Source organism: Pseudoxanthomonas wuyuanensis (assembly GCF_900215535.1).
Taxonomy (GTDB): domain Bacteria; phylum Pseudomonadota; class Gammaproteobacteria; order Xanthomonadales; family Xanthomonadaceae; genus Pseudoxanthomonas_A; species Pseudoxanthomonas_A wuyuanensis.
In genome coordinates this window covers 1,055,713-1,078,237 of record NZ_OCND01000001.1, presented here as the reverse complement: position 1 = coordinate 1,078,237, position 22,525 = coordinate 1,055,713, and the positions used below count along the sequence as shown (strand labels likewise).

Sequence of the window (22,525 nt, the reverse complement as noted above, 5' to 3'; positions counted from 1 at the left end):
GCTGCGGCGGCCCGTCGCATGCGGTTATGCGCTGCGTTCCTCGTTGCCTTGCTCACCGGGTTCGGACGGCTTTTCGTCGTCGTTGTGGGCCGCATCGGCGACCTTGGCGGGTTCGGCAGATTGCGGGGCCGGCACAGGATCGAACAGGCTGCGCCTGACCGAGGCCGGCGTGTTCTCGTCGGCAACAAAGAACAATGAGCCGGTGCTGCCGCGCGGCGGCTCCGGCGTCGTGAGCGGCGCAGGTGCCGGGATGGGCGCTACGGCGACAGCCGGCGGCGCTTGTTCTTTCCCGGCCTCAGCCGCGGCGGCGGGCGCCGGCGAGGCTGAGAGTTCCGCTTGCACGGTCGCCTTGGCATCGGCTGCCGCCTTGGCCAGCGCATCGCTGTCCGTCGCTTCGACCGCAGGTATTTGCAGGGCGGCCTGTTCGATGGCGTCCTGCTTTACGGCTTCCATCCGGCTGGCGACCGCTTCGGCCTCGTGTTGCACGATGGCCGCGACCTCGGCTTGAGCGGGCTGGGTTTGGGCTGGCTCGGCCTGGGCGGGCCGGGCGAGGGCGGCTGCTTCGGCCGCCACCGCGCTGGTCACCGTTTCGGCTGGGCTTCGATCGGAATCGGACGCCGTTGCCGCGGCTTCTTCGGCGTGGGTTGGCTCGGCAGGAGCAGGGCCGGCGACTTCCGCAGCGGGTGGGATGGCCGGTTCGGACCGGCTGGCCACGGGCGCTTGCGGCGCGGGCGCATCGTTGACCGCAACCGGTTCGGCGGCGGCGGCAGGCTGCACTGGCGCAACCGCGCGCGGAGCAGGCTTGCTGTCCGCGGGCACGTCGTCGAAATCGAACTCCGGCTGCGAACGGCTGAACGCCGCCTCCTCGCCATCGCCACCTTCGCCGGACAGATCGTCGATGGCCTCGTTTTCGCCGGCGGCAGCATCGCTGTTGCCGCGGCGGCGGCGGCGGCCACCGCGCCGGCCACGCCGACGACGGCCAGTCCCTTCGCCGGTTTCATTGCTGTCGTTGCTGGCGGCGTCGACAGGCGCGGAAGCCGCAGCGCCGGCAGCGTCTGTCGCGGCGGTAGCGGCGGTAGCTCCTTCCGTTTCGGCCGATGCTGCGGCGGCCACGGCTGTCGCCGGCGGCGCGGTTGGAGTTTCGCTGGCGCTCGCGGCTACCGTTACGGCAGCAGCAGTTGCGGCCGCAGCGGCGGCGGCCGTCTCGTCGACGGCGGCGGCTTCAGGCTTGGGCGTTGCCGGCCGCGGCGCGTCGGCTTGGCGCGGTGGCCGGTTGCCTGCCTGGGCCGTGCCGCCGGCGAGGTTCTGCTGCTTGGGCTGCTTCTGCGGCTGATTCTGCGCCTTGGCCTGCTTCTGCTGCGCAGGGGCCTGTTCGCCGCGTTGTTTCTGCTGCGGCTGGCCGGCGGCGGCCGGGGCGCCTTGCGGCCGGTTGCCGCGTTCGTCGCGACGCTGGGCGCTGCCGCCACGGCCTGCTCCCTGCTGGCCGCGGCCATCGCGGTTGTCGCGGCGATTGCCGCGTTCGTTGCGCTCGGTGCGTCCGCGCTGTCCATCCTGCGCACGCGACGGGTGCACTGGCGCCGGTGCCGGCGTTTCGCCACCGCCCAGCAGGCGCTTGAACCAGCCGACGACGCCGCCGGTTGCAGCGGGTGCGGCGGCGACCGGAGCGGCCACCGGAACGGGGGCGGCGACCGGCTGTTCGCGTTCCTCGCGCAACGGCGCCGGTGCGGCGTGCTTGACGTGGGTGACGGCAGGTGCCGGCGGAATGTTCAGCTGCGCCTTGGTCAGCGCATGCACCGGCAGCTTGCGCGGGGTGCCGCGCTGGTAGCTGGGCTTGCTGGTTTCCTCGCCGAGTTCGTTCTCGCGGATGCGGGTGACTTCGTAATGCGGAGTGTGCAGTTGCTCGTCGGCGACGATGACGATAGGCGCGTCATGGCGTTTTTCGATCTCGCGCAGCGCGCTGCGCTTCTCGTTGAGCAGGAAGTTGGCGATTTCCACCGGCGCCTGGATCAGCACCTGCCCGGTGTTGTCCTTCATCGCGTGCTCTTCGGCCACGCGGATGATCGACAGCGACAGCGACTCCACGCTGCGCATGCGGCCGTGGCCGTCGCAGCGCGGGCAGACGATCTGGCTGGATTCGCCCAGGCTGGGGCGCAGGCGCTGGCGGCTCATTTCCATCAGGCCGAAGCGCGAGATGCGGCCCAGCTGCACGCGCGCGCGGTCGTACTTCAACGCGTTCTGCAGGCGGTTTTCGACTTCGCGCTGATGCTTGTTGGACGACATGTCGATGAAGTCGATCACCACCAGGCCGCCGAGGTCGCGCAGGCGCAGCTGGCGGGCCACTTCGTCGGCCGCTTCCAGGTTGGTGTGGAACGCGGTTTCCTCGATGTCGCCGCCCTTGGTGGCGCGCGCCGAGTTGACGTCGATGGCGGTCAGCGCTTCGGTCTGGTCGACCACGATGGAGCCGCCGGATGGCAGGCGGACATTGCGCTCGTACGCGCCTTCGATCTGCGACTCGATCTGGAAGCGGTTGAACAGCGGGATGTCGTCCTTGTAGTGCTTGAGCTTGCGCAGGTTGTGCGGCATCACCTGCTGCATGAATTCCTGCGCGGTGGCATAGAGCTCGTCGGTGTCGACCAGGATCTCGCCGACGTCGTTGCGCAGGTAGTCGCGCAGGGCGCGCACGATCAGGCGCGACTCCTGGTAGATCAGGAACGGCGCCGGCTTGGTCAGCGCGGCCTCGGCAATGGCCTTCCAGACCTGCAGCAGGTAGTCCAGATCCCATTGCAGCTCTTCGGCATCGCGGCCGACGCCTGCGGTACGGATGATCACGCCCATGTCGTCGGGAATGGTCAGCGCATCCATCGCCTTCTTGAGCTCGGCACGGTCTTCGCCCTCGATGCGACGCGAGACGCCGCCGGCGGTGGGCGAGTTGGGCATCAGCACCATGTAGCGGCCGGCCAGCGAGATGAACGTGGTCAGGGCGGCGCCCTTGTTGCCGCGCTCGTCCTTGTCGACCTGGACCACCACTTCCTGGCCTTCGCGCAACAGTTCGCGCAGGCCGGCCTTGTTGTGGTCGACCCCGGCCTGGAAGTAGTCGCGGGAGATTTCCTTCAGCGGCAGGAAGCCGTGGCGCTCGGCGCCGTATTCGACGAAAGCCGCTTCCAGCGAGGGCTCGAGCCGGGTGATGCGGCCCTTGTAGATATTGGATTTCTTCTGTTCTTTCGACGGCTGTTCGATATCGATGTCGTACAGGGTCTGTCCGTCGACGATGGCGACGCGCAGTTCTTCTTCCTGCGTCGCGTTGATCAACATGCGTTTCATGGTGCGTTCCTCGCGCGCTACTACCGCGCGGAACGCCGTGGCATTTCGCCTCTGGAACCTGCTCCTCGTGAGAGGCTTTTCCGCCCCTCGCGCAGGCGCAGCGGGGCGGGTTGGGTATCCAGCGCTTCAACACCACGGCAAACCGCGGGAGCGCTTTTTCTGAATGGGTTTGTTACGGGCCGGCGGCAGCTTCCCCAGGGGGTTGCGCCGCGCGGGGCATGTTCAGCTCCGATGTCTGACGCATCGGGCGGTATCCGGGTCCGCCGGTAAGCCGCTAACATGGCCGCCCCTGGGGCGGTGGCCGCGCACTAGACCGGTATCGCGGAAAGCTGGGCTTCTGGCCCGCGGCATTGAACGAACTGCCTAACTTCCTGCGAAATCAAACCCTTATCTCGCCCGCCGAGTGTAACAGAAAAAGACGGATGACCGCTCAGCCCCCCGCCCCGAAGTCTTCTGCCGCCAAAACCGCGGTGCGCATGGTCACCGTGCCGGCCGACCGCGGCGGCCAGCGGCTGGACAATTTCCTGCTGGGCCAGCTGAAAGGCGCGCCGCGCAGTCTGGTCTACAAACTGGTGCGCAGCGGCCAGGTGCGGGTCAACGGTGGCCGCGCCAAGGCCGAGCGCAAGCTGGAAGGCGGCGATGAGGTGCGGATTCCGCCGGTCAGTCTCACAGAGCCCGGAGAACAGGCGCCGCCGCCGGCCGCGTTCCTGCAACGGATGGAACAGGCCATCGTGTTCGAGGACGCGCGCCTGCTGGTGCTGAACAAGCCGTCGGGCGTCGCCAGCCACGGCGGCAGCGGCATCAGCCACGGCGCCATCGAGACCATGCGCGCGCTGCGGCCCAACCTGTCGCTGGAACTGGTGCACCGGCTGGACCGCGACACCTCCGGCCTGCTGGTCATGGCCAAGAAGCGCTCGGCGCTGACCGAACTGCAGGCGCTGATGCGCGAGGACGGCGGCAGCGGCATCCAGAAGCGCTATCTGGCGCTGTTGATCGGGCGCATGCCCGACGGGGTGATGACGGTGGATGCGCCGCTGCACGTCGGCCTGCGCCAGGGCGGCGAACGCCATGTGCAGGTCAACCCGGGCGGTAAGCCGTCGCTGAGCCACTTCAAGGTGTTGGAACGGCGCGGCGGGCATTCCTACTGCGAGGTGCGCATCGAAACCGGCCGCACCCACCAGATTCGCGTGCACGCCCAGCATATCGGCCATCCGGTGGCCGGCGACGACAAGTACGGCGATGAAGCGGTCAACAAGCGGCTGCGCGAACAGGCCGGGCTGAAGCGGCTGTTCCTGCATGCGGCATCGCTGCAGTTCGCGCTGGATGGCGGCAACACGCCTTATGTGCTGAACGCGCCGCTGGCCGATGAGCTTGCCGACGCGCTTGACCGGCTGGGGTAGAAAGCGCGGCTACCGATCGGGCGTGGCGCCGTCAGCGCTGCGCATCCGGTGCGAAGCAGCGGGTCGGCTTTTCCAGCACCGGCGGGAAGGTCACCGGTACGGTGATGGTATGGCTGACCGGATTTCCATTGCGCGTTGCGGCCCGGAATTTCCAGCCGCGCACGGCTTCCAGCGCGGCCCGGTCGAGGGCGTCGTTGCCGCTGCTCTGCACCTGGTTCACCTGCGCAGGCTCGCCATCGCGCTCGATGGTCACCCGCAGCACCGTGGTGCCGCCTTCGCTGTCGCACTCGGCTTCCGGCGGATAGGCGGGCGGCGGCGTTTCGATGGCGGCCAGCTCCGTCGGCGGGATCGCCGGCGCCTCGGGCGCCTCGTTGTTTCCGCAGGCCGACAGCGCCAGCGCAACGGCCAGGGCGAGGGACAGGGGCAGGGCCGGCGGCCGGCGGCGGGTACGGACGTCCATCAGGCTTCTCCCAGCAACGCATCGGCCTTGGCCGCGCAGATGAAGTCATTCTCGCTCAGGCCGCCGACATCATGGGTGGAGTAGCGGACCACGGCGCGGTTGTAATGTACGCCCAGATCCGGATGATGATCCTCGCGGTGGGAGATGAAGGCCAGCGCATTCACGAATGCCATCGTTTCGTAGTAGTTCTTGAATTGGAAGGTCTTGCACAGCGCATGGCCTTCCTCGACCAGCTCCCAGCCGGGAATATCGGGCAGCAGTTCGGCGATGCGGGCCTGTCCCAGCCTGTGTTCGCTGCCGCGCAGGGGCAGGCAGTGGGCCTGGGCGAGGGGGATCAGATCGGACATTGTTTTCTCCTGCGTGGTGCCCGCCTGAACGCCGGCCGCAACATTGTGGCAGGCTTGAATGAGCGGCTAACGATGAGACGGCTAGAATACTCCCCATGATCCAGATTTCCGACAGCGCCCAGACCCACTTCCGCAAACTGATCGAACGCGAGTCCCTGCCGGGGCTCGGTGTGCGCCTGAGCGCGGTGGACCCGGGCACCGCCCGTGCCGATGCGCGGCTGGAGTTCGCCGAACCCGGCGATCTGGCCGGCGACGAATGGGCGGTGGATTGCGAGGGTTTCACCCTGTATGTGGACGCGGGCAGCGTGCAGTGGCTCGATGGCGCCGAGATCGACTACGTCGCCCAGGGCGCCGGCGCGCAGCTGACCATCAAGGCGCCGAAGATCAAGGGCGAAGCGCCGGCCGAATCCGCCTCGCTGATCGAGCGCGTGCGCTGGGTGGTCGAGAACGAGATCAATCCGCAGCTGGCCCAGCACAAGGGCCGCGTGGCGGTTGAGCAGGTCACCGCCGAGGGCGCCGTGTTCCTGCGTTTCGGCGGCGGTTGCCACGGCTGCGGGATGGCCGACGTGACCCTGAAGCAGGGCATCGAGAAAACGCTGATGGCGCGCGTGCCCGGCGTCACCGCAGTGCGCGACGCCACCGATCACGACACCGGTGCCGCGCCGTACATTCCCCGCGACAACGCGGCCTGACCCGGATTGCCGGCCGATGCGCAACCGGTCGCTTCGCTTCCCGATAGCGCTCAGGCGCCGTTGCCTGGCGCAGCCGGCGAGACGCCGGTTCGGTGCGCGCTCCCCCTGTCCCGCACGTCAACAGGCCAAGTGCGGTCTGTTGCGCATGCGCTGACGAATCCTGGCCGCCGGTGACGACAGCCGCCGACCTTATTGCCGCCTTGCTGCCGCGCCGGCCGGCGCCGATGCTGGAAAGGCATACCGGCCTGCCGTACGGCTGGGGCCTGTGGATGCGTGGCCTGCCTGCGCGTCTGGGCACCATCAGTCGGGAAAAGGCCGAATCGGTAGTCGCCGCATTCGCCGGTAGGGCGGCACCTGCGCCGGGGCCAATCGCGCCAGCGCTGAACCGGTTGCAGGCGGTGCGCGCGTTGTTCTACCAGACCTGGGATCCGCCGCCGCGGGAGGAGCGCGGCATCCGCTGGGCCGCCAGTGCCATCAGCGTGTTGATGCATCTGCTGTTCGTGGCGTTGCTGGTGCTGGTGGCGGTGGTGAGGCTGCCGCCGCCTTCGACCAGCAGCGAAGGCAGCCGGGTGAGGATCGAGTTCATCGGCCAGGGCACGCCGGAAGAAGAGGGCGGCGGCGCGCCTGCTGCACAGCAATCCCCTGCGCCGGCGGCCTCCGCATCCGCGGCGGCGGGCGCGGCGCAGCAGCGGCCGGCACCGCAGGCTGCCGCCAGCGCCGAACCCGCGCCGCCGCAACCTCCCGCAGTGCCGCCGTTGCCGACCCGGGACATCCCCGAGCCAAGCGTGCCGGCATCGCAACAGCCGTTGCAGGTGACCGAGACACCGGTACCGACGCGCGAATTCGTATTGCCGCCACCGGTTCCGCCGACCGAGATCGCTCCGCCGCAGGTGCGCCCCAGCGACATCCAGGTGCCGGTGCGCGAAATCGCCATTGCCGAAACCCCGACGGTGCGCCGGGATATTCCGCAACGCCCCATCGACATGCCACAGGTGCAGTTGCCGGCCCAGCAGATCCGGCAGCGCGAGATTGCCGCCCCGGTCGACGTTCCTGCGCTGCGCCCGATGCCGGTGCCGGACAGCGCTCCGGCCACCGTGGAACTGCGCACGTCCGAAGCCAGCGTAAGGCAACGGGAAATCGCCGCGCCAAGTTCTTCGCGGCCATCGGCAGCAGGCGCCGCCGCCGATGCCAGCGACGCCGCCAGTACGTCCACCCAGCGCAGCAGCAGCGAATCCGCCGCCAGCGCCGGCACACCTTCCAGCCGCCGCGGAGAACCCGCACGCGGCGTACAGCCCGGCGCCAGCGCGGCCGGCCCTGCCGCCGCCGACCGCCCTGGAGGCTGGGCCGCGCCGGCGCGGGCCGACGATTGGGGCGCCTCCACGCGCAACACCCCCGGCGACTCCGGCGCCAGCGCCGGTACCACGCCGGGTCTTTTCAATGCCGACGGCAGCGTACGCCTGCCTGGTGAGGACGCCGGCGCGGAAACCGCCGACCGCGGCGGGCCAGGCGGCGGCAACGATGTGTGGACACGCGAGCGGATCGAGCAGGCCGGCACCTGGCTGCAGCGCCCGCCGTACGACTACGAGCCCACCACGTTCGACAAGTACTGGGCGCCGAACGAATCGCTGCTGGCCGAATGGGTGCGCAAGAACATCCGCGAAACGGTGATTCCGATACCGGGCACCAACAAGAAGATCCGTTGCGTGGTGTCGGTGCTGCAACTGGGCGGCGGCTGCGGACTGTTCGACCCCAACCTCAATGAGCAGCCGGCGCAGGCGCGGCCGCCGCCGGAGATTCCGGTCAAGCGCACACCGATTCCAACCGACAGCTGACGCGGATGCGCCTGGAGCAATTCGCGCCAGAGCCGTTCGCGGCGCAGCCCGAAAACAGCCGGGCCAAAAACAGCCCTGTCGATCCGGTCCGCGGGTATTCGCTTCCTATCTGCGGGCGGCTGTTCTTGTGGGCTGCTCAATCGTCGGCGTGCCGCGCATCGCGCCGCCGCAAACGAAAACGGAGCCCGAAGGCTCCGTTCCTTGACCGCCTGCCACTGGCGCGGTGTTAGTGGACCTTGTGCAGGTCGCGCAGTTGCGACGGACGCGAACCGAAATAAGCGGAGACGTCGGCGATTTCCTGATCGGTCAGGCTGGCGGCCTGCGGGGTCATCAGCGCGTGCTGGCGATTGCCGGCGCGGTAGGCCTGCAGTGCGTAGGCCAGGTAGTCGGCGTACTGACCGCCGAGTTTGGGATAGCTGTCATCGATGGGCGCATTGCCATCGGCGCCGTGGCAGTCCACGCAGCTCTGGCCGGTGGCCTTGCCCTTGGCGGAGGCCAGCTGTTCGCCGACCGCGATGCGGCCAGTCGGCAGGCCGGCGGAACTGGATTTGGCTTCGGCGCCTTCAGCGCTGTGCTCCGCACCGGAACATGCCACCAGGGCGAAAGCGGCGAGCAGGACGATGGCTAGACGCTGGGCGTACTTGGCGTTGGGCATGGGCGGATTACTTGACGGTGGAAAGGAATGCGGCGATGTCGGCGATGTCCTGCTCGGAGAAGCTCTGGGACTGCGCCTGCATGGTCGGATGCTTGCGGTTGCCGTTCTTGTACTCGGTCAGCGCGTTGGTCAGGTACTCGGTCGACTGGCCGCCGATGCGCGGAACATGGAAGCTGGGGTAGGCGTTCTTGTAACCGGTGATGCCGTGGCAGCCCTGGCAGGTGTAGGTCAGCTGCTTGCCGTTTTCGGCACTGCCGGTCACCGGCATGGCGGCGGAGGTCGCGGCGGGCGCGGTTTCCGCAGGCGCTGGTCCGGCAGTGGCGGGGGCATCTTGGGCGGTGAGGGCAGCCATCGGCAGGGCAGCGGCCAAGGCAAGGCAGGCGGCGAGCGGCAGCGGTCGCATCATGTCGTAATCCGGGACTCTCAAATTGCGCGCGCCACGTCCAACCGCAGCGCTTGGCTGGCGCAAGTATAGCGTGCGCCCCGGCAAAGCCGCCATCCGCCGAACGGTCGCGCCGTGCGCGCCGCCGGCGCTAGGCTGTCGAAGCGTGCGAAACAGGCCGAAGCGGGCGCAGCGATCGCTCCTGCCGGCATCCTGGCGCGACAGTGAGGTACCGAGTGCGCGGGAGCAACGCCAGCTTGGCGCGCAGCGACGCATCGGCGGTCTGTGGCGCTGTCGCCATGCGTCCGATCGCCTCGTGCAACCGGTCCGGCCTTTTTCGCATCCAACCGGGGATGCCAGCCCTTGACGCAAGTCACCATGACCTTCGGCGCATGGAAGTCGCGTTCAGGTGATATACCTTCATACAACACCTAAACAACAACACCCACGGTCCCGACCCATGCCCGCAGCCAACCTCCCGTCCGGTCCTTTCCCCTTGCGCCTGGCTTTTGTGCCCCTGCTGTGCGCCCTGTTGGCTCTGACCGCCTGCAAGGGCGGCCCCGCCGCAGAAGCGCAAGCCAAGAACGGCGATGCCCCGAAAGAGGCCGATGCCGTGCCGGTGGAGGCGGTGAGCGCCAGCCGCCGCGCGATTGCGGCCAGCTATACCGGCACCGCCGCCCTGGAGGCGCGCGGCGAATCGCAGGTGGTCGCCAAGACCTCCGGCGTCGCCCTGGCGGTGCTGGTCGAAGAAGGCCAGCAGGTCCGCGCCGGGCAGCCGCTGGTGCGGCTGGACCCGGACCGTGCCCGCCTGGCCGTGGCCCAGAGCCAGGCGCAGATGAGCAAGCTGGAGAACAATTACCGCCGCGCGCAGCAGCTGGTCGGCCAGCAGATGGTCAGCGCCAGCGACGTCGACCAGCTCAAGTTCGACCTGGACAACGCCCGCGCCCAGTACCGGATGGCGTCGCTGGAACTTTCCTACACCACCGTGGAAGCGCCGATCTCGGGCGTTGTCGCCTCGCGTTCGATCAAGACCGGCAACTTCGTCCAGATCAATACGCCGATCTTCCGCATCATCGACAACTCGCAACTGGAAGCGACGTTGAACGTGCCCGAGCGCGAGCTGTCCACACTGAAGGCGGGGCAGCCGGTGCTGCTGCAGGTCGATGCGCTGCCGGGCAAGACTTTCGCCGGCAAGGTCGACCGCATCGCCCCGGTGGTGGATTCCGGCAGCGGCACGTTCCGCGTGGTGTGCGCGTTCGCTGGCGATGACATGCTGCAGCCGGGCATGTTCGGCCGCGTCCGCATCGACTACGACCAGCGCGCCGATGCGCTGGTGGTGCCACGGGTGGCGCTGCTCGACGATGGTGAGCCGGCGGTGTTTGTCGTGCGCGACGGCAAGGCCGTGCGCGTGCCGGTGCAACTGGGCTACAGCGAAGGCGAATGGACGGAAATACGTGCCGGCCTGAAGGAGAAGGACCAGGTGGTCACCGCCGGCAAGGTGGCGCTGCGCGAAGGCAGTACTGTGCAGATCATCGGGCGCGAGACGGCTGCTGCGAAGAGCGCGTCGGTTGAGAAGGCGGCCAAAGGCAGCAAGCAATGAGCGGCTCTTCCAGCGATCCACACTCGTCCGGTCCGCGCGACTGGCAGGACAGCGCGCGCGGCGGACTGGTCGAATTCGCGGTGCGCCGCCGCGTCACCATCTTCATGTTCACCCTGACCCTGGTGCTGTTTGGCGCGCTGGCGCTGGGCGACCTGAAGGTCAACCTGCTGCCCGATCTGAGCTATCCCACGCTGACGGTGCGCACCGAATACACCGGCGCGGCACCGTCGGAAATCGAAACGCTGATCACCGAGCCGGTCGAAGAGGCCGTCGGCGTCGCCAAGGGCCTGCGCAAGCTTAAGTCGGTTTCGCGCGCCGGACAGAGCGATGTGGTGCTGGAATTCGCCTGGGGCACCGACATGGACCAGGCCAGCCTGGAGGTGCGCGACAAGATGGAATCGCTGCGCCTGCCGCTGGAAGCCAAGGCGCCGGTGCTGCTGCGGTTCAATCCTTCCACCGAACCGATCATGCGGCTGGTACTGTCGGCTGCCCGGGATTCGAGCAGCGAGGCCGATGCGATCCGCCAGTTGACCGAACTGCGCCGCTACGCCGACGACGATCTGAAGAAGAAGCTGGAACCGGTGCCTGGCGTGGCCGCGGTCAAGGTCGGCGGTGGCCTGGAGGACGAAATCCAGGTCGACATCGACCAGCAGCGGCTGGCGCAGTTGAACCTGCCGATCGACACCATCGTCAACCGGCTGCAGCAGGAGAACATCAACCTGTCAGGCGGCCGCCTCGAGCAAGGCTCGCAGCGCTACCTGGTGCGCACGGTCAACCAGTTCGCCGACATTACCGCCATCCGCGAGATGCTGGTCACCACCCAGAGCGGCGGCAACAACGAAGCCGAAACCGCGGCACGGCAGATGGCGGCCATTGCCGCCTCCACCGGCTCGGCTGCGGCCATGGCCGCAGCCGCATCGGTGCAGAGCGCCTCGGGCGGGTCCTCCAGCGCGGTTGCCGGCGGCATGCCGGTGCGCCTGAAGGACGTGGCCGACGTGCGCCAGGGCTACAAGGAGCGCGAGGCGATCATCCGCCTGGGCGGCAAGGAAGCCGTCGAACTGGCCGTCTACAAGGAAGGCGATGCCAACACTGTCGCCACCGCCGACGCCATCCAGAAGCGGTTGGCAGAGATGAAGGCGCAGTTCCCGGCCGACATCGAGTTGACCGTTATCGACGACCAGTCGAAGTTCATCCGCAGCGCGATCGCCGACGTCAAGGCCGATGCGGTTCTCGGCGGCAGCCTTGCGATCCTGGTGATCTTCCTGTTCCTGCGCAACGGCTGGAGCACCCTGGTGGTGGGCCTGTCGCTGCCGGTATCGATCGTCACCACGTTCTTCTTCATGGATCAGTTGGGCCTGAGCCTGAACGTGATGTCGCTGGGCGGCCTGGCGCTGGCCACCGGCCTGGTAGTGGACGATTCGATCGTGGTGCTTGAAAGCATCGCCAAGGCGCGCGAACGCGGGCTGGGCATCATCGAGGCCGCCATCACCGGCACCCGCGAAGTCAGCATGGCGGTGGTCGCTTCCACGCTGACCACCATCGCGGTGTTCCTGCCGCTGGTGTTTGTCGAAGGTATCGCCGGGCAGTTGTTCCGCGACCAGGCGTTGACCGTGGCCATCGCAATCGCGGTGTCGCTGCTGGTGTCGCTGACCCTGATCCCGATGCTGTCGGCCTGGAAAGGCCGCGCACCGCTGGCTTTCCCCGAAGAGCCGGCGCGCCAGCCATGGCGTCCGAATGCGCGCGTGCAGAAACCGGTGGCGCTGGCCGGCCGTGGAATCGGCGCGGTGGTGCGCGGCATGCTGTTTGCGGTGGCCTGGAGCGTGGTGCGCCTGTGGCGCGGTTGCGTGTTCGTGGTATCGCCGGTGATGGGACGCCTGAGCGACCTGGCCATGGCGCCGTATGCCCGCGCCGAGCGCAGCTATCTGAGACTGCTGCCAGCGGCGCTGGCGCGGCCGGGCAGGGTACTGGCGCTGGCGGGCGCCGCGTTCGCGGTGACTCTTGCGCTCATTCCGACCCTGGGCACCGACTTGATACCGCAACTGGCGCAGGACCGCTTCGAAATGACGGTGAAGCTGCCGCCGGGCACGCCATTGCGCGAGACCGACCGGCTGGTGCGCGAATTGCAGCTCAAGCACTCCCGGGACGATGGCGTTGAATCGCTCTATGGCGTCAGCGGCAGCGGTACCCGGCTGGATGCCAATCCGACCGAGAGCGGCGAGAACATCGGCAAGCTGACGGTGGTGATGGCAGGCGGCGGCAGCCGCCGCTTCGAGGCCGAACAGACCGAGCGGCTGCGTGCGACGATGGCCGGGCAACCGGGCGTGCAGGTCGACTTCAGCCGGCCGCAGCTGTTCAGTTTTTCCACGCCGCTGGAGATCGAACTGCGCGGCCACGATCTGGAGCAGTTGCAGGGGGCGGGCCAGAAGCTGACCGCGATGCTGCGCGGCAATCCGCACTATGCCGATGTGAAGTCGACGGTCGAGCAGGGTTTCCCCGAGATCCAGATCCGCTTCGACCAGGAACGCGCCGGCGCACTGGGCCTGACCACGCGCCAGATCGCCGACGTGGTGGTGAAGAAGGTGCGCGGCGAGGTGGCCACGCGCTACAGCTTCCGCGACCGCAAGATCGACGTGCTGGTGCGTGCGCAGGAGTCCGATCGCGCCTCGGTGGAGGATATCCGCCAGCTGATCGTCAATCCCGGCAGCGCGCGCCCGGTAAGGCTGGACGCAGTGGCCGAGGTGGCCGCCACCACCGGCCCCAGCGAGATCCATCGCGCCGATCAGGTGCGTGTGGCGGTGGTTTCGGCGAATCTGCGCGGCATCGATCTGGGCACGGCCATCGCCGAAGTGCGGCAGATGGTCAGCGCCGATCCGCTTGGCGCCGGCGTCGGCCTGCACATCGGCGGGCAGGGCGAGGAACTGGCCGAGTCGGTGCGCTCGCTGCTGTTCGCGTTTGGCCTGGCGATCTTCCTGGTGTACCTGGTGATGGCCTCGCAGTTCGAATCGCTGCTGCACCCGTTCGTCATCCTGTTCACCATTCCGCTGGCGCTGGTCGGCGCGGTGCTGGCGCTGTTGATCACCGGCAACTCGATCTCGGTGGTGGTGTTCATCGGCCTGATCCTGATGGTGGGCCTGGTCACCAAGAACGCGATCATCCTCATCGACAAGATCAACCAGCTGCGCGAGGCCGGCGTGGCCAAGCACGAAGCGATGATCGAAGGCGCACGCTCCCGCCTGCGCCCGATCGTCATGACCACGATGTCGACGCTGTTCGGCTTCCTGCCGCTGGCGATCGCCATGGGCGACGGCGCCGAGGTGCGTTCGCCGATGGCGATCACCGTGATCGGCGGCCTGCTGATGTCGACGCTGCTGACCCTGTTCGTAATTCCGGTGGTGTACGGCTTGGTGGACCGCCGCGGCGATGCCTACTACCGGGAGCGCGGCCGCAGCATGGATGTCGGAAGCGGCGGTGCCGCGTTGGACGAAGGCGGCGATGCCGCACCGGAGCGGGCATGAGCATCAGCATCTCCGAGTTCAGCATCCGGCGCCCCGTCACCACGATCATGTGTTTCGTGTCGTTGGTGGCGATCGGCCTGATCGCCTCCTTCCGGCTGCCGCTGGAGGCGCTGCCGGACGTGTCCGCACCGTTCCTGTACGTGCAACTGCCGTATACGGGCTCCACGCCCGAGGAGGTCGAGCGCACGGTGCTGCGCCCGGCCGAGGAGGCGCTGGCAACGATGACCGGCATCAAGCGCATGCGCGGCCGCGCACGCGCCGATGATGCCGGGATCTTCATCGAGTTTTCCGACTGGGAACGCGACATCTCCATCGCCGCCGCCGATGCGCGCGAGCGGCTGGACGCGATTCGCGACGAATTGCCGGACGATTTCCAGCGTTACTACGTGTTCAAGTGGTCCACCAGCGATGAGGCGGTGCTGCGCGTGCGTCTGGCCGGCGACGTCGACCTGACCGGCGCGTACGACCTGATCGACCGCGAGATGAAGCGGCGCATCGAGCGCATCGCCGGGGTGGCGCGGGTGGAGGTCAGCGGTGCGCCGCCCAACGAGGTGGAGATCGCGATCGACCCGAGCCGGTTGACCGCCCACGATCTCAGCCTGAACGAGCTGGCCGACCGCCTGCGCAAGGTCAACTTCTCCATTTCCGCCGGGCAGATCGAAGACGATGGACAACGCCTGCGCCTGCAGCCGGTCGGCGAGCTGACCGATCTGCAGCAATTGCGCGACCTGGTGCTGAATCCGCAGGGCCTGCGCCTGGGCGACATTGCCGAGGTGCGGCTCAAACCCCAACGCATGGACTATGGCCGCCGCCTCGACGGACGCGCCGCGGTAGGCCTGGACATCTTCAAGGAACGCAGCGCCAACCTGGTCGAGGTTTCCAGCAACGTGCTCAAGGAGATCGAAACGATCCGCGGCGAGCCGGGCATGAGCGGGATCGACGTCAAGGTCATCCAGGACATGGGCGCCGAGGTTACCGACTCCCTGACCGAACTGGCCGAGGCCGGCGCGATCGGGCTGGTGCTGTCGATCGCGGTGCTGTTCTTCTTCCTGCGGCACTGGCCTTCGACCCTGATGGTCACGCTGGCGATTCCGATCTGCTTCATCGTCACCCTGGGCTTCATGCATTTTGCCGGGGTCACCCTCAACGTGTTGACGCTGATGGGCCTGCTGCTGGCGGTGGGCATGCTGGTGGACAACGCGGTGGTGGTGGTGGAGAGCATCTACCAGGAACGCGAACGCATGCCGGACCAGCCAAAGCTGGCCTCGGTCCTGGGCACCCGCAGCGTCGCCATCGCGTTGACTGCGGGCACGCTGTCGCACTGCATTGTGTTCCTGCCCAATCTGCTGGGCGAGACCAACAACATCAGCATCTTCATGGCGCAGCTGGCGATCACCATCTCGGTGTCGCTGCTGGCGTCCTGGCTGGTCGCCGTCAGCCTGATCCCGATGCTGTCGGCGCGGATGAAGACTCCGCCGGCGGTGAACAATCCGGATGGCGTCATTTCGCGGCTGCAGCGCCGCTATGCGGGCATCCTGCGCTGGACGCTGGAGCACCGCGGCTGGAGCGCGATCGGCATCCTGGTGATCGTGCTGGCCAGCGTTCTGCCGATGAAGGGCACCAAGGTCGATTTCTTCGGCGGCGGCGGCGGCAAGGAAGCGGCCATCTACTATCAATGGAACGGCAGCTACACCAAGGAACAGATGCTGCAGGAAGTGGTGCGGGTGGAGGACTTCCTCAACCGGAACCGCGAGCGGTTCCAGATCGCCCAGCTGTACTCCTGGTACAGCGAGCAGGGCGAAGCCTCGACGCTGCTCACCTTTGCCGACAAGGTCAAGGACAGCAAGGCGATCACCGACAAGATCAGCGAGGAACTGCCGAAGTCCGCGCGGATGACGCTGGGCATACGCGGCCAGAACAACCAGGGCGGCGGCACCGGGCAGAACGTGCAGGTGCAACTGGTCGGCGATTCCACGCAGATGCTCAACGATCTGGCCACCGATGTGATCCCGCTGCTGGCGGCCCGGCCCGAACTGCGCGACGTACGGGTGGATGCGGGCGACAGCAACACCGAACTCAACGTGCGGGTCGACCGCGAACGCGCGGCCGCGTTCGGCTTCAGCGCCCAGGAAGTGTCCAACTTCATCGCCCTGGCGCTGCGCGGCGCGCAACTGCGCGAGTTCCGCCGTGGCCAGACCGAGGTGCCGGTGTGGGTGCGCTTCGAGGGCGCGCAGAGTTTTGGCGTCAACGATATCGCCGGCTTCATGGTGCGCGCGCCCGACGGCAGGACCGTACCGCTGCTGAGCATGGTCGACATCTCGGTGGTGCCGGCCGCGACCCAGATCAGCCGCTACAACCGCCAGACCAATCTGGTCCTGCAGGCCAACCTCACCGAGGGAACGACCAATCCGGATGCGCGCAAGGCGATGGAGGAGACGCTGAAGCAAGTGCAGTTCCCGCCGGGCTACACCTATTCGTTCGAGGGCTCCGGTTTCCAGGAGGACGCCGAGGGCATGAAGCAGATGCTGTTCAACCTGCTGCTGGCGCTGGTGATGATCTACATCTTGATGGCGGCGGTGTTCGAGTCGCTGCTGTTCCCGTCGGCAATCATGAGCTGCGTGCTGTTCTCGATCTTCGGGGTGTTCTGGCTGTTCTGGATCACCGGTACGCCGTTCACGATCATGGCCTTCATCGGCATCCTGGTGCTGATGGGCGTGGTGGTGAACAACGGCATCATCATGGTCGAGCACATCAACAACCTGCGCCGCAAGGGACTATCGCGCACCGATGCGCTGGTGGAGGGCAGCCGCGAACGCCTTCGCCCCATCATGATGACGATGGGAACGGCGATCCTGGCGATGGTCCCGATCTCGCTGAGCAAGACGGTGGTGCTGGGCGGTCTGGAGTACTCGCCGATGGCGCGCGCGGTCGCGGGTGGACTGGCATTCTCCACCGTGGTCAGCCTGCTGTTCCTGCCCACGATCTACGCGATTCTGGACGATCTGCGCTACGGTACGGTGCGGTTGATCCGGCGCGCCCGTACCCGCAAGGGCGGTCCGCAGGCCGCAGCGGTAGCGGCCATCCATAGCGAGTGACGGTTGCACGGAGCCGGGCCGGACTGGCCCGGTTCCACGGCGGTGCCGCCGTGTCAGCTGCCGCAATCTTCTGGACGGAAGCGGCGGACAACCGGCGTCGCCCGCAGCCGCGGCTCCGTCTAGCCGAACAACTTGCCCAGCATGCGCAGGCCGCCGGTCCAGACGCCGATGGCAGTACCCAGGCTGGTCAGGAAGAAGTTCAGCAGGATCCTTGCCACCCGGTTCTTCCACCAGCCGCGGAAGCTCTGCACGTCATCGCGCAGGGCCATGAAGTCGGCATAGGTGGGCTTGCGCAGCGTCGCTTCCACCAGCGCGCTGACGGTGCCGGATGCCAGCGCCGGATGCAGCGGGGTCAGCGGCGAAGAAACAAAGGCCGCCAGGATGCTGAGCGGATGGCCGCCGGCAATCGCGCAGCCAAGCGCGCCCAGCAGGCCGGTGGCCAGCACCCATTGCACGATCAGGTCCGAGCCCACATCGATGCCGCCCTGCCAGAAACCCCAGACGAAACCGCACAGCAGGAAGACCGCCAGCGCGATGGTGAACCACGGGATGTCGCTCTTCTTGGGAAGATGCTCCAGTTCGGCCAGGACGCTGGCCGGCGGCGCGGTGTCTTCGCGCAGGTGTTCGGCCAGACCCTGCAGATGGCCGGCGCCCACCACCGCCAGTACCCGGTAGGGTTCGCCATCGCGGCCAGCGGGGGCCTGCTCGGCGACCTGGCGCAGACGCGTGGCCATGTAGCGGTCGCGCTCGGCGATCACGGTGTCGTACAGCGCCGGATTGTCGGTGGCGAATTCGCCGAAGCTGGCTTCCAGCAGATCGCCCTGCTTGAGCTTTTCGATTTCCTCGTCGCCGACTTCCTCGTCGCCGAGCATCGCCGCCATGATGCCGGCGCTGATCTTGGTGCGGCCCCACCAGCTCAGCCGGTGCAGCGCGCGCTTGAAGGTCAGGCCGACTTCGCGATCGATCAGGTGCAGCGGCAGCTCGCGCCGGCGCGCTTCCTCGGCGCCCGCCTTCAGTTCGGCCCCTGGTTCGACATCCAGTTGTTCGGCCAGGCGCCGCTGGTAGGCCGACAGCGCCAGGTTGGCTGCGAACAGGTGGGTCTTGCCCTCGCGCAGCACCTTGATCAGGTCCAGCCTGGCCAGCGCATCGGGATCGCTGATCGACTGCAGGCGCCCGGCATCGAGTTCGATGGCGACGGCGTCGAATTCGCCGCTGGCGATCGCCGCGCGCACCGCATCGACGCTGGTTTTCGAAACATGCGCGGTACCCAGCAGGGCGAAACTCACGCCGCCGCGTTCGACGATGCGGTGCGGCTGGCTGGCCAGCGCCTGCGCGGCCAGGGAAACGGAAATATCGGTGGTCATTGGCTCATTCATTGGGAGGGGCATCGCGGTCGCCGCTACCCAGCGCCCGCTGCATCTGTACGGTATCCAGCCAGCGCCCGTGCTTGCGGCCCAGGCCATGGAACACGCCGACGGTGCGGAAGCCCAGCCGTTGGTGCAGGGCGACCGAGGCGCCATTGGCCGGCTCGCCGATCACCGCGACCATCTGCCGGTAGCCTTTGGCTTCGCAGCTGTCGATCAAGCGGGCCAGCAGCGCCTTGCCGACGCCGCGGCCCTGCGCGGCGGGCGCGATGTAGACGGTGTCTTCGACGGTCCAGCGGTAGCCGATGCGGCTGCGGTAGGAACTGGCGTAGGCGTAGCCGGCGAAGGCCCCGTCGAGTTCGGCGACGAAGTAGGGGTAGCCGGCCGCCTGCAGTTCGCGCATCCGCCGCGCCATTTCGGCTTCGTCGGGCACGTCGTACTCGTAGGTGGCGACGCGTTCGCGCACCTCGTCTGCATAGAGGGCGGTAATGGCCGGGATATCGGCCGGCGTGGCGTCGCGCAGGGTCAGGTTCAAGCCGCGGTTCTCAATCGATGTAGCGCTTCAACAGGTCGCCGTAGGCGTCGATGCGGCGATCGCGCAGGAAAGGCCAGATGCGGCGCACGTCCTCGCTGCGCGCCAGATCCAGGTCGACGCTGAGGATTTCGGCTTCGTCGCCGGCCTCGGCCAGGAACTCGCCCTGCGGTCCCAGCACATGGCTGTTGCCCCAGAACCGGATGCCGGAAGCGCCGAGCGGCGAGGGTTCGTGGCCGACGCGGTTGCAGCTGAGCACCGGCAGGCCGTTGGCCACCGCATGGCCGCGGTGGCTGAGTATCCAGGCATCGCGCTGGCGGTTCTTCTCGTCCTGGGCATCGTCGGGATCCCAGCCGATCGCGGTGGGATAGAGCAGCAGTTCGGCGCCGGCCAGGGCCATCAGGCGCGCGGCTTCCGGATACCACTGATCCCAGCACACCAGTACGCCCAGCCGGCCCACAGACGTATCGATGGGCGTGAATCCCATGTCGCCGGGGGTGAAATAGAACTTCTCGTAGAAACCCGGATCGTCGGGAATGTGCATCTTGCGGTATTTGCCGGCGATGCTGCCGTCCTTTTCGAAGACCACCGCCGTGTTGTGGTACAGCCCGGCGGCGCGGCGCTCGAACAGCGAACTGACCAGCACCACGCCGTGCTGCTTGGCCAGTTGGCCAAGGCGCTCGCTGCTGGGGCCGGGAATCGGCTCGGCCAGGTCGAATTCGGCCACCGACTCGTGTTGGCAGAAGTACGCGCCATTGTGCAGTTCCTGCAGCAGCACCAGCCGCGCGCCGCGCTTGGCGGCTTCGGCCACGCGGGCCTCGATGACGCCCAGGTTGGCATCGGCGTCGCCGTGGTTTTTTTCCTGGATCAGGGCAACAGGCAGGGTCTTGCGGGTCATCGTAGCGTTTGCGGGCAGGGCGTGGGGGGAGAATCGCCCATGTTAGCGCGGAAGCGGGCGCGGCAGGCCCACGCCGGATGAACACGCTCAGCAACGAGCCTCGGCAGCCTCCTTCTGCCTTTGCCAACGCCCCAGCGCTCCGCCGGTAAAGGCCCAGACCAGGGCGATGCCGGCGCCGATGAACATCGCCAGCGCCGGATTTTCGGCCATCAGATCCAGCCCGCGCTTGACCCAGGCGCTGATCGCATCGCCGCCGCGGTAGACCACCGTGTCGATGAAATTCTTGGCCTTGTACTTCTGTTCGGGCGGGACCACGGTGTACAGCATTTCCCGGCCTGGGCGGACGAAGGCGTATTCGCCGGCGCGCCGTACCACCATCACCACCACAAACACGGCAAATACCGGCGCCAGCGCCAACCACAGGAAACCTGCGGCGACAATCAGCGGCACCGCCACCAGCAGCACGCCCACGCCCAGCTTCTGCGCGATGCGGCCGGTCAGGAACACCTGGGTCAGGATGGCCAGTGTCTGCACCACGGTGTCGATCAGGCCGAATATCTGGGTCTGGCGGGTGCGGTCCGGGAAGTGTTCGGCCACCATCCGCGCCTGCTCGAAATAAAGGAACGTGGTGACGCTGGCCAGCAACACCACAAACGCGGCGATACCGAGCAGGTAGGGCGAGCGCAAGACCGCGGTGGCGCCCGCGAATGGATTGCCACCCAGCGGCTTGCGGCGCTGCTCGGGGGCATTGAGCCCGGCCGGCAACGGATGGCGATCGCGCCAGCGATGCAGCCAGATCGCGGCGACGGCGCTTCCGCTCATGAATGCCGCCGACAGCAACAGCAGACCGCCATGGCCGACAGGCGCGACCAGCAGCGTGGTCAGCAGCGGGCCGGTCAGCCCGCCCAGGCTGGCGCCGCCGGCGATCAATGCGAACAACCGCTTGGCCTCGCCGCTGACGAACACGTCGGCCAGCACGCTCCAGGCCAGCGATATCATCAGCATGTTGATCACCGAGATCCAGATGTAGAACGCGCGCGCGGCCCACAGATTGTCCGGCCGCAGCAGCATCGCCAGCGCAAACCCGAGCAGGGTCAGCACGACAAGACCGAACGTCCACGGCAGAATCCGTCGCCTCGGCACCTTCGACGCGATCCAGCCGAACAGCGGCAGCATTGCCAGCGTGGCGAGGAAGGTACCGGTGAACAGCCACTGCAGGTTGTCGACGCCCCCGGTCACGCCCATCGTTTCGCGCACCGGCCGCAGCATGAAATAACCGGTGAACAGCAGAAAGAACATCACCAGTCCGGCTGCCACCGCAGGCGCCTCGTGCGGTTCGACATTGAACAGACGGACGAGAAAGCGCAGCGGCGCTGGCGGCTGGGGGGGAACGCTCATCCTGCAGGTCAGGCGAATGCCGCAATCAGCGCTTGGCGTTGCGCTTCATCCAGGTCCGGTCCGTATCCCGCAAGCAGGTTATCGCTTTGCCGGTCCGGTTTACCGGTGGCGGGAATGACCACCGTCACCGCCGGATGGCTGAGCGCGAACTTCAGGAAGGCCTGCGCCCACGAACTCACTCCCGCCGTGGCCACCGCCTCCGGCAGCGCTTTGTCCCTGACCTGGGCGAACAGTTTGCCGTCTTCGAACGCGCGGTTGATCATCACCGCCACGCCCAGATCCTGCGCCAGCGGCAGCACGCGCTTTTCGGCGCCGCGCGACACCACCGAATAATTGATTTGCAGGAAATCCGGTTTTTCCGCCTGCACGATATCGGCCAGTTCGTCCTGCGCGCTTTCGACATAGTGGGTGACGCCCACATAGCGCACCTTGCCTTCGGCCTTCAGTTCGCGCGCCAGCGCCAACTGGGTTTTCACATCGCGCAGGTTATGCACCTGCAACAGCGCGACCTTGTCGGTCCTGAGCCGGCGCAGGCTGTCGTTGAACTGGGCCAGGCCGGCATCGCGGCCGCTCACGCCGGACAGCTTGGTCGCCAACCACGCCTGTGCAGTCAGGCCTTGCGCGGCCAGCAACTCGCCCATCACGTCTTCGGCCACGCTGTAGGTCGGCGCGGTATCGATGACGGTCGCACCGGCGGCGAAGAAGCGCTTGAGCACCTCGCGCAACGGGTCCAGTTCTTCTGCGCTGTTGCCCACCTCGAAGCTGCCGGAGGTGCCCATGCCGATGACCGGGATTTTTTCGCCGGACGAGGGAATCGCGCGGGAGTTGAGGACGCCGGCCGACGCAACCGTGGCCGGTGCCGCCGCGGGGGCGGCGCTCTGCGGTACGCCATTGGCCTGGGCCTGCTCCCGGCAGGCGGCCAGCGAAATGCCGGCAGCGGCAATGGCGGTCGAAGTCAGGAACTTGCGTCGCGTGTACATGGCAGTCTCCGTCTAGAGCGAGTCGTCAGTCTCCGGGCAGGCCTGCTCGGGGAT

General features: G+C 67.5%; 16 protein-coding genes. 6 read left to right on the top strand and 10 right to left on the bottom strand.

Annotation, left to right across the window (positions count from 1 at the left end; all coding sequences use genetic code 11):
- Positions 1-24 precede the first annotated feature (24 nt).
- Entirely contained in the window at positions 25-3,321 is a 3,297-nt protein-coding gene (locus tag CRO39_RS04560) for an Rne/Rng family ribonuclease (RefSeq protein ID WP_097120637.1), read from the bottom strand.
- Positions 3,322-3,743: 422 nt separating this feature from the next.
- Here CRO39_RS04560 and CRO39_RS04555 point away from each other — a divergent pair, with 422 nt between their 5' ends.
- Positions 3,744-4,721, top strand: a complete 978-nt coding sequence (locus CRO39_RS04555) for an RluA family pseudouridine synthase (protein ID WP_097120636.1) — start codon at positions 3,744-3,746, stop codon at positions 4,719-4,721.
- Positions 4,722-4,752: 31 nt separating this feature from the next.
- Here CRO39_RS04555 and CRO39_RS04550 read toward each other — a convergent pair whose 3' ends face one another.
- Both CRO39_RS04550 and CRO39_RS04545 read right to left on the bottom strand, forming a co-directional pair.
- Positions 4,753-5,181, bottom strand: coding sequence for an energy transducer TonB (locus tag CRO39_RS04550; protein WP_097120635.1), 429 nt, complete (start codon positions 5,179-5,181; stop codon positions 4,753-4,755).
- Positions 5,181-5,528, bottom strand: a complete 348-nt coding sequence (locus CRO39_RS04545) for a 4a-hydroxytetrahydrobiopterin dehydratase (RefSeq protein WP_097120634.1) — start codon at positions 5,526-5,528, stop codon at positions 5,181-5,183. Before CRO39_RS04545 ends, CRO39_RS04550 begins: the two co-directional genes overlap by 1 nt.
- 95 nt (positions 5,529-5,623) lie before the next feature.
- Between CRO39_RS04545 and CRO39_RS04540 the strand changes: the two genes are divergently transcribed.
- Together CRO39_RS04540 and CRO39_RS20435 are read left to right on the top strand one after the other, a co-directional pair.
- Positions 5,624-6,220 carry an NfuA family Fe-S biogenesis protein gene (locus tag CRO39_RS04540; protein ID WP_097120633.1) on the top strand — a complete coding sequence of 199 codons (597 nt, stop codon included), beginning with the start codon at positions 5,624-5,626 and terminating at the stop codon, positions 6,218-6,220.
- Positions 6,221-6,390: 170 nt separating this feature from the next.
- On the top strand, positions 6,391-8,052 hold the full coding sequence (locus tag CRO39_RS20435) for a hypothetical protein (protein WP_097120632.1): 1,662 nt from the start codon (positions 6,391-6,393) through the stop codon (positions 8,050-8,052).
- A 226-nt stretch (positions 8,053-8,278) separates the two neighbouring features.
- Here the strand turns inward: CRO39_RS20435 and CRO39_RS04530 are convergent, their stop codons facing one another.
- Both CRO39_RS04530 and CRO39_RS04525 read right to left on the bottom strand, forming a co-directional pair.
- Positions 8,279-8,707 (bottom strand): c-type cytochrome, encoded by a 429-nt coding sequence (locus CRO39_RS04530; RefSeq protein ID WP_097120631.1) that lies wholly within the window; start codon positions 8,705-8,707, stop codon positions 8,279-8,281.
- Positions 8,708-8,714: 7 nt separating this feature from the next.
- On the bottom strand, positions 8,715-9,110 hold the full coding sequence (locus tag CRO39_RS04525) for a c-type cytochrome (RefSeq protein ID WP_097120797.1): 396 nt from the start codon (positions 9,108-9,110) through the stop codon (positions 8,715-8,717).
- Positions 9,111-9,549: 439 nt separating this feature from the next.
- On the opposite strand from CRO39_RS04525, the gene CRO39_RS04520 reads away from it, so the two are divergent.
- The 3 genes from CRO39_RS04520 to CRO39_RS04510 are packed head-to-tail and all read left to right on the top strand — an operon-like array spanning position 9,550 to position 17,299.
- Positions 9,550-10,689, top strand: coding sequence for an efflux RND transporter periplasmic adaptor subunit (locus CRO39_RS04520; RefSeq protein ID WP_097120630.1), 1,140 nt, complete (start codon positions 9,550-9,552; stop codon positions 10,687-10,689).
- Positions 10,686-14,204 carry an efflux RND transporter permease subunit gene (locus tag CRO39_RS04515; RefSeq protein WP_097120629.1) on the top strand — a complete coding sequence of 1,173 codons (3,519 nt, stop codon included), beginning with the start codon at positions 10,686-10,688 and terminating at the stop codon, positions 14,202-14,204. The genes CRO39_RS04520 and CRO39_RS04515 overlap by 4 nt, the downstream gene beginning before the upstream one ends.
- A 2-nt stretch (positions 14,205-14,206) precedes the next feature.
- Positions 14,207-17,299 carry an efflux RND transporter permease subunit gene (locus CRO39_RS04510; RefSeq protein ID WP_097120796.1) on the top strand — a complete coding sequence of 1,031 codons (3,093 nt, stop codon included), beginning with the start codon at positions 14,207-14,209 and terminating at the stop codon, positions 17,297-17,299.
- 119 nt (positions 17,300-17,418) lie between these two features.
- On the opposite strand, the gene CRO39_RS04505 is transcribed toward CRO39_RS04510, so the two are convergent.
- The 5 genes from CRO39_RS04505 to CRO39_RS04485 form a co-directional block, all read right to left on the bottom strand.
- On the bottom strand, positions 17,419-18,675 hold the full coding sequence (locus CRO39_RS04505; protein ID WP_162125689.1) for a TraB/GumN family protein: 1,257 nt from the start codon (positions 18,673-18,675) through the stop codon (positions 17,419-17,421).
- Positions 18,668-19,198, bottom strand: coding sequence for a GNAT family N-acetyltransferase (locus CRO39_RS04500; RefSeq protein WP_097120627.1), 531 nt, complete (start codon positions 19,196-19,198; stop codon positions 18,668-18,670). The genes CRO39_RS04505 and CRO39_RS04500 overlap by 8 nt, the downstream gene beginning before the upstream one ends.
- A 10-nt stretch (positions 19,199-19,208) precedes the next feature.
- A complete protein-coding gene (locus CRO39_RS04495; protein ID WP_097120626.1) occupies positions 19,209-20,093 on the bottom strand; it encodes a carbon-nitrogen hydrolase in 885 nt (294 codons plus the stop codon).
- A gap of 87 nt (positions 20,094-20,180) precedes the next feature.
- The gene (locus CRO39_RS04490) at positions 20,181-21,491 is read right to left on the bottom strand and encodes an NTP/NDP exchange transporter (protein ID WP_097120625.1); all 1,311 of its coding nucleotides are present in this window, start codon (positions 21,489-21,491) and stop codon (positions 20,181-20,183) included.
- An 8-nt stretch (positions 21,492-21,499) separates the two neighbouring features.
- Positions 21,500-22,471 carry an aldo/keto reductase gene (locus CRO39_RS04485; RefSeq protein ID WP_097120624.1) on the bottom strand — a complete coding sequence of 324 codons (972 nt, stop codon included), beginning with the start codon at positions 22,469-22,471 and terminating at the stop codon, positions 21,500-21,502.
- Between the last annotated feature and the right edge of the window lie 54 nt (positions 22,472-22,525).

Bases quoted from the DNA above. Each gene is read 5' to 3' on its own strand.
- CRO39_RS04560 (WP_097120637.1), bottom strand. From the start codon at position 3,321: ATGAAACGCATGTTGATCAACGCGACGCAGGAAGAAGAACTGCGCGTC.
- CRO39_RS04555 (WP_097120636.1), top strand. From the start codon at position 3,744: ATGACCGCTCAGCCCCCCGCCCCGAAGTCTTCTGCCGCCAAAACCGCG.
- CRO39_RS04550 (WP_097120635.1), bottom strand. From the start codon at position 5,181: ATGGACGTCCGTACCCGCCGCCGGCCGCCGGCCCTGCCCCTGTCCCTC.
- CRO39_RS04545 (WP_097120634.1), bottom strand. From the start codon at position 5,528: ATGTCCGATCTGATCCCCCTCGCCCAGGCCCACTGCCTGCCCCTGCGC.
- CRO39_RS04540 (WP_097120633.1), top strand. From the start codon at position 5,624: ATGATCCAGATTTCCGACAGCGCCCAGACCCACTTCCGCAAACTGATC.
- CRO39_RS04530 (WP_097120631.1), bottom strand. From the start codon at position 8,707: ATGCCCAACGCCAAGTACGCCCAGCGTCTAGCCATCGTCCTGCTCGCC.
- CRO39_RS04525 (WP_097120797.1), bottom strand. From the start codon at position 9,110: ATGCGACCGCTGCCGCTCGCCGCCTGCCTTGCCTTGGCCGCTGCCCTG.
- CRO39_RS04520 (WP_097120630.1), top strand. From the start codon at position 9,550: ATGCCCGCAGCCAACCTCCCGTCCGGTCCTTTCCCCTTGCGCCTGGCT.
- CRO39_RS04515 (WP_097120629.1), top strand. From the start codon at position 10,686: ATGAGCGGCTCTTCCAGCGATCCACACTCGTCCGGTCCGCGCGACTGG.
- CRO39_RS04505 (WP_162125689.1), bottom strand. From the start codon at position 18,675: ATGAATGAGCCAATGACCACCGATATTTCCGTTTCCCTGGCCGCGCAG.
- CRO39_RS04495 (WP_097120626.1), bottom strand. From the start codon at position 20,093: ATGACCCGCAAGACCCTGCCTGTTGCCCTGATCCAGGAAAAAAACCAC.
- CRO39_RS04490 (WP_097120625.1), bottom strand. From the start codon at position 21,491: ATGAGCGTTCCCCCCCAGCCGCCAGCGCCGCTGCGCTTTCTCGTCCGT.
- CRO39_RS04485 (WP_097120624.1), bottom strand. From the start codon at position 22,471: ATGTACACGCGACGCAAGTTCCTGACTTCGACCGCCATTGCCGCTGCC.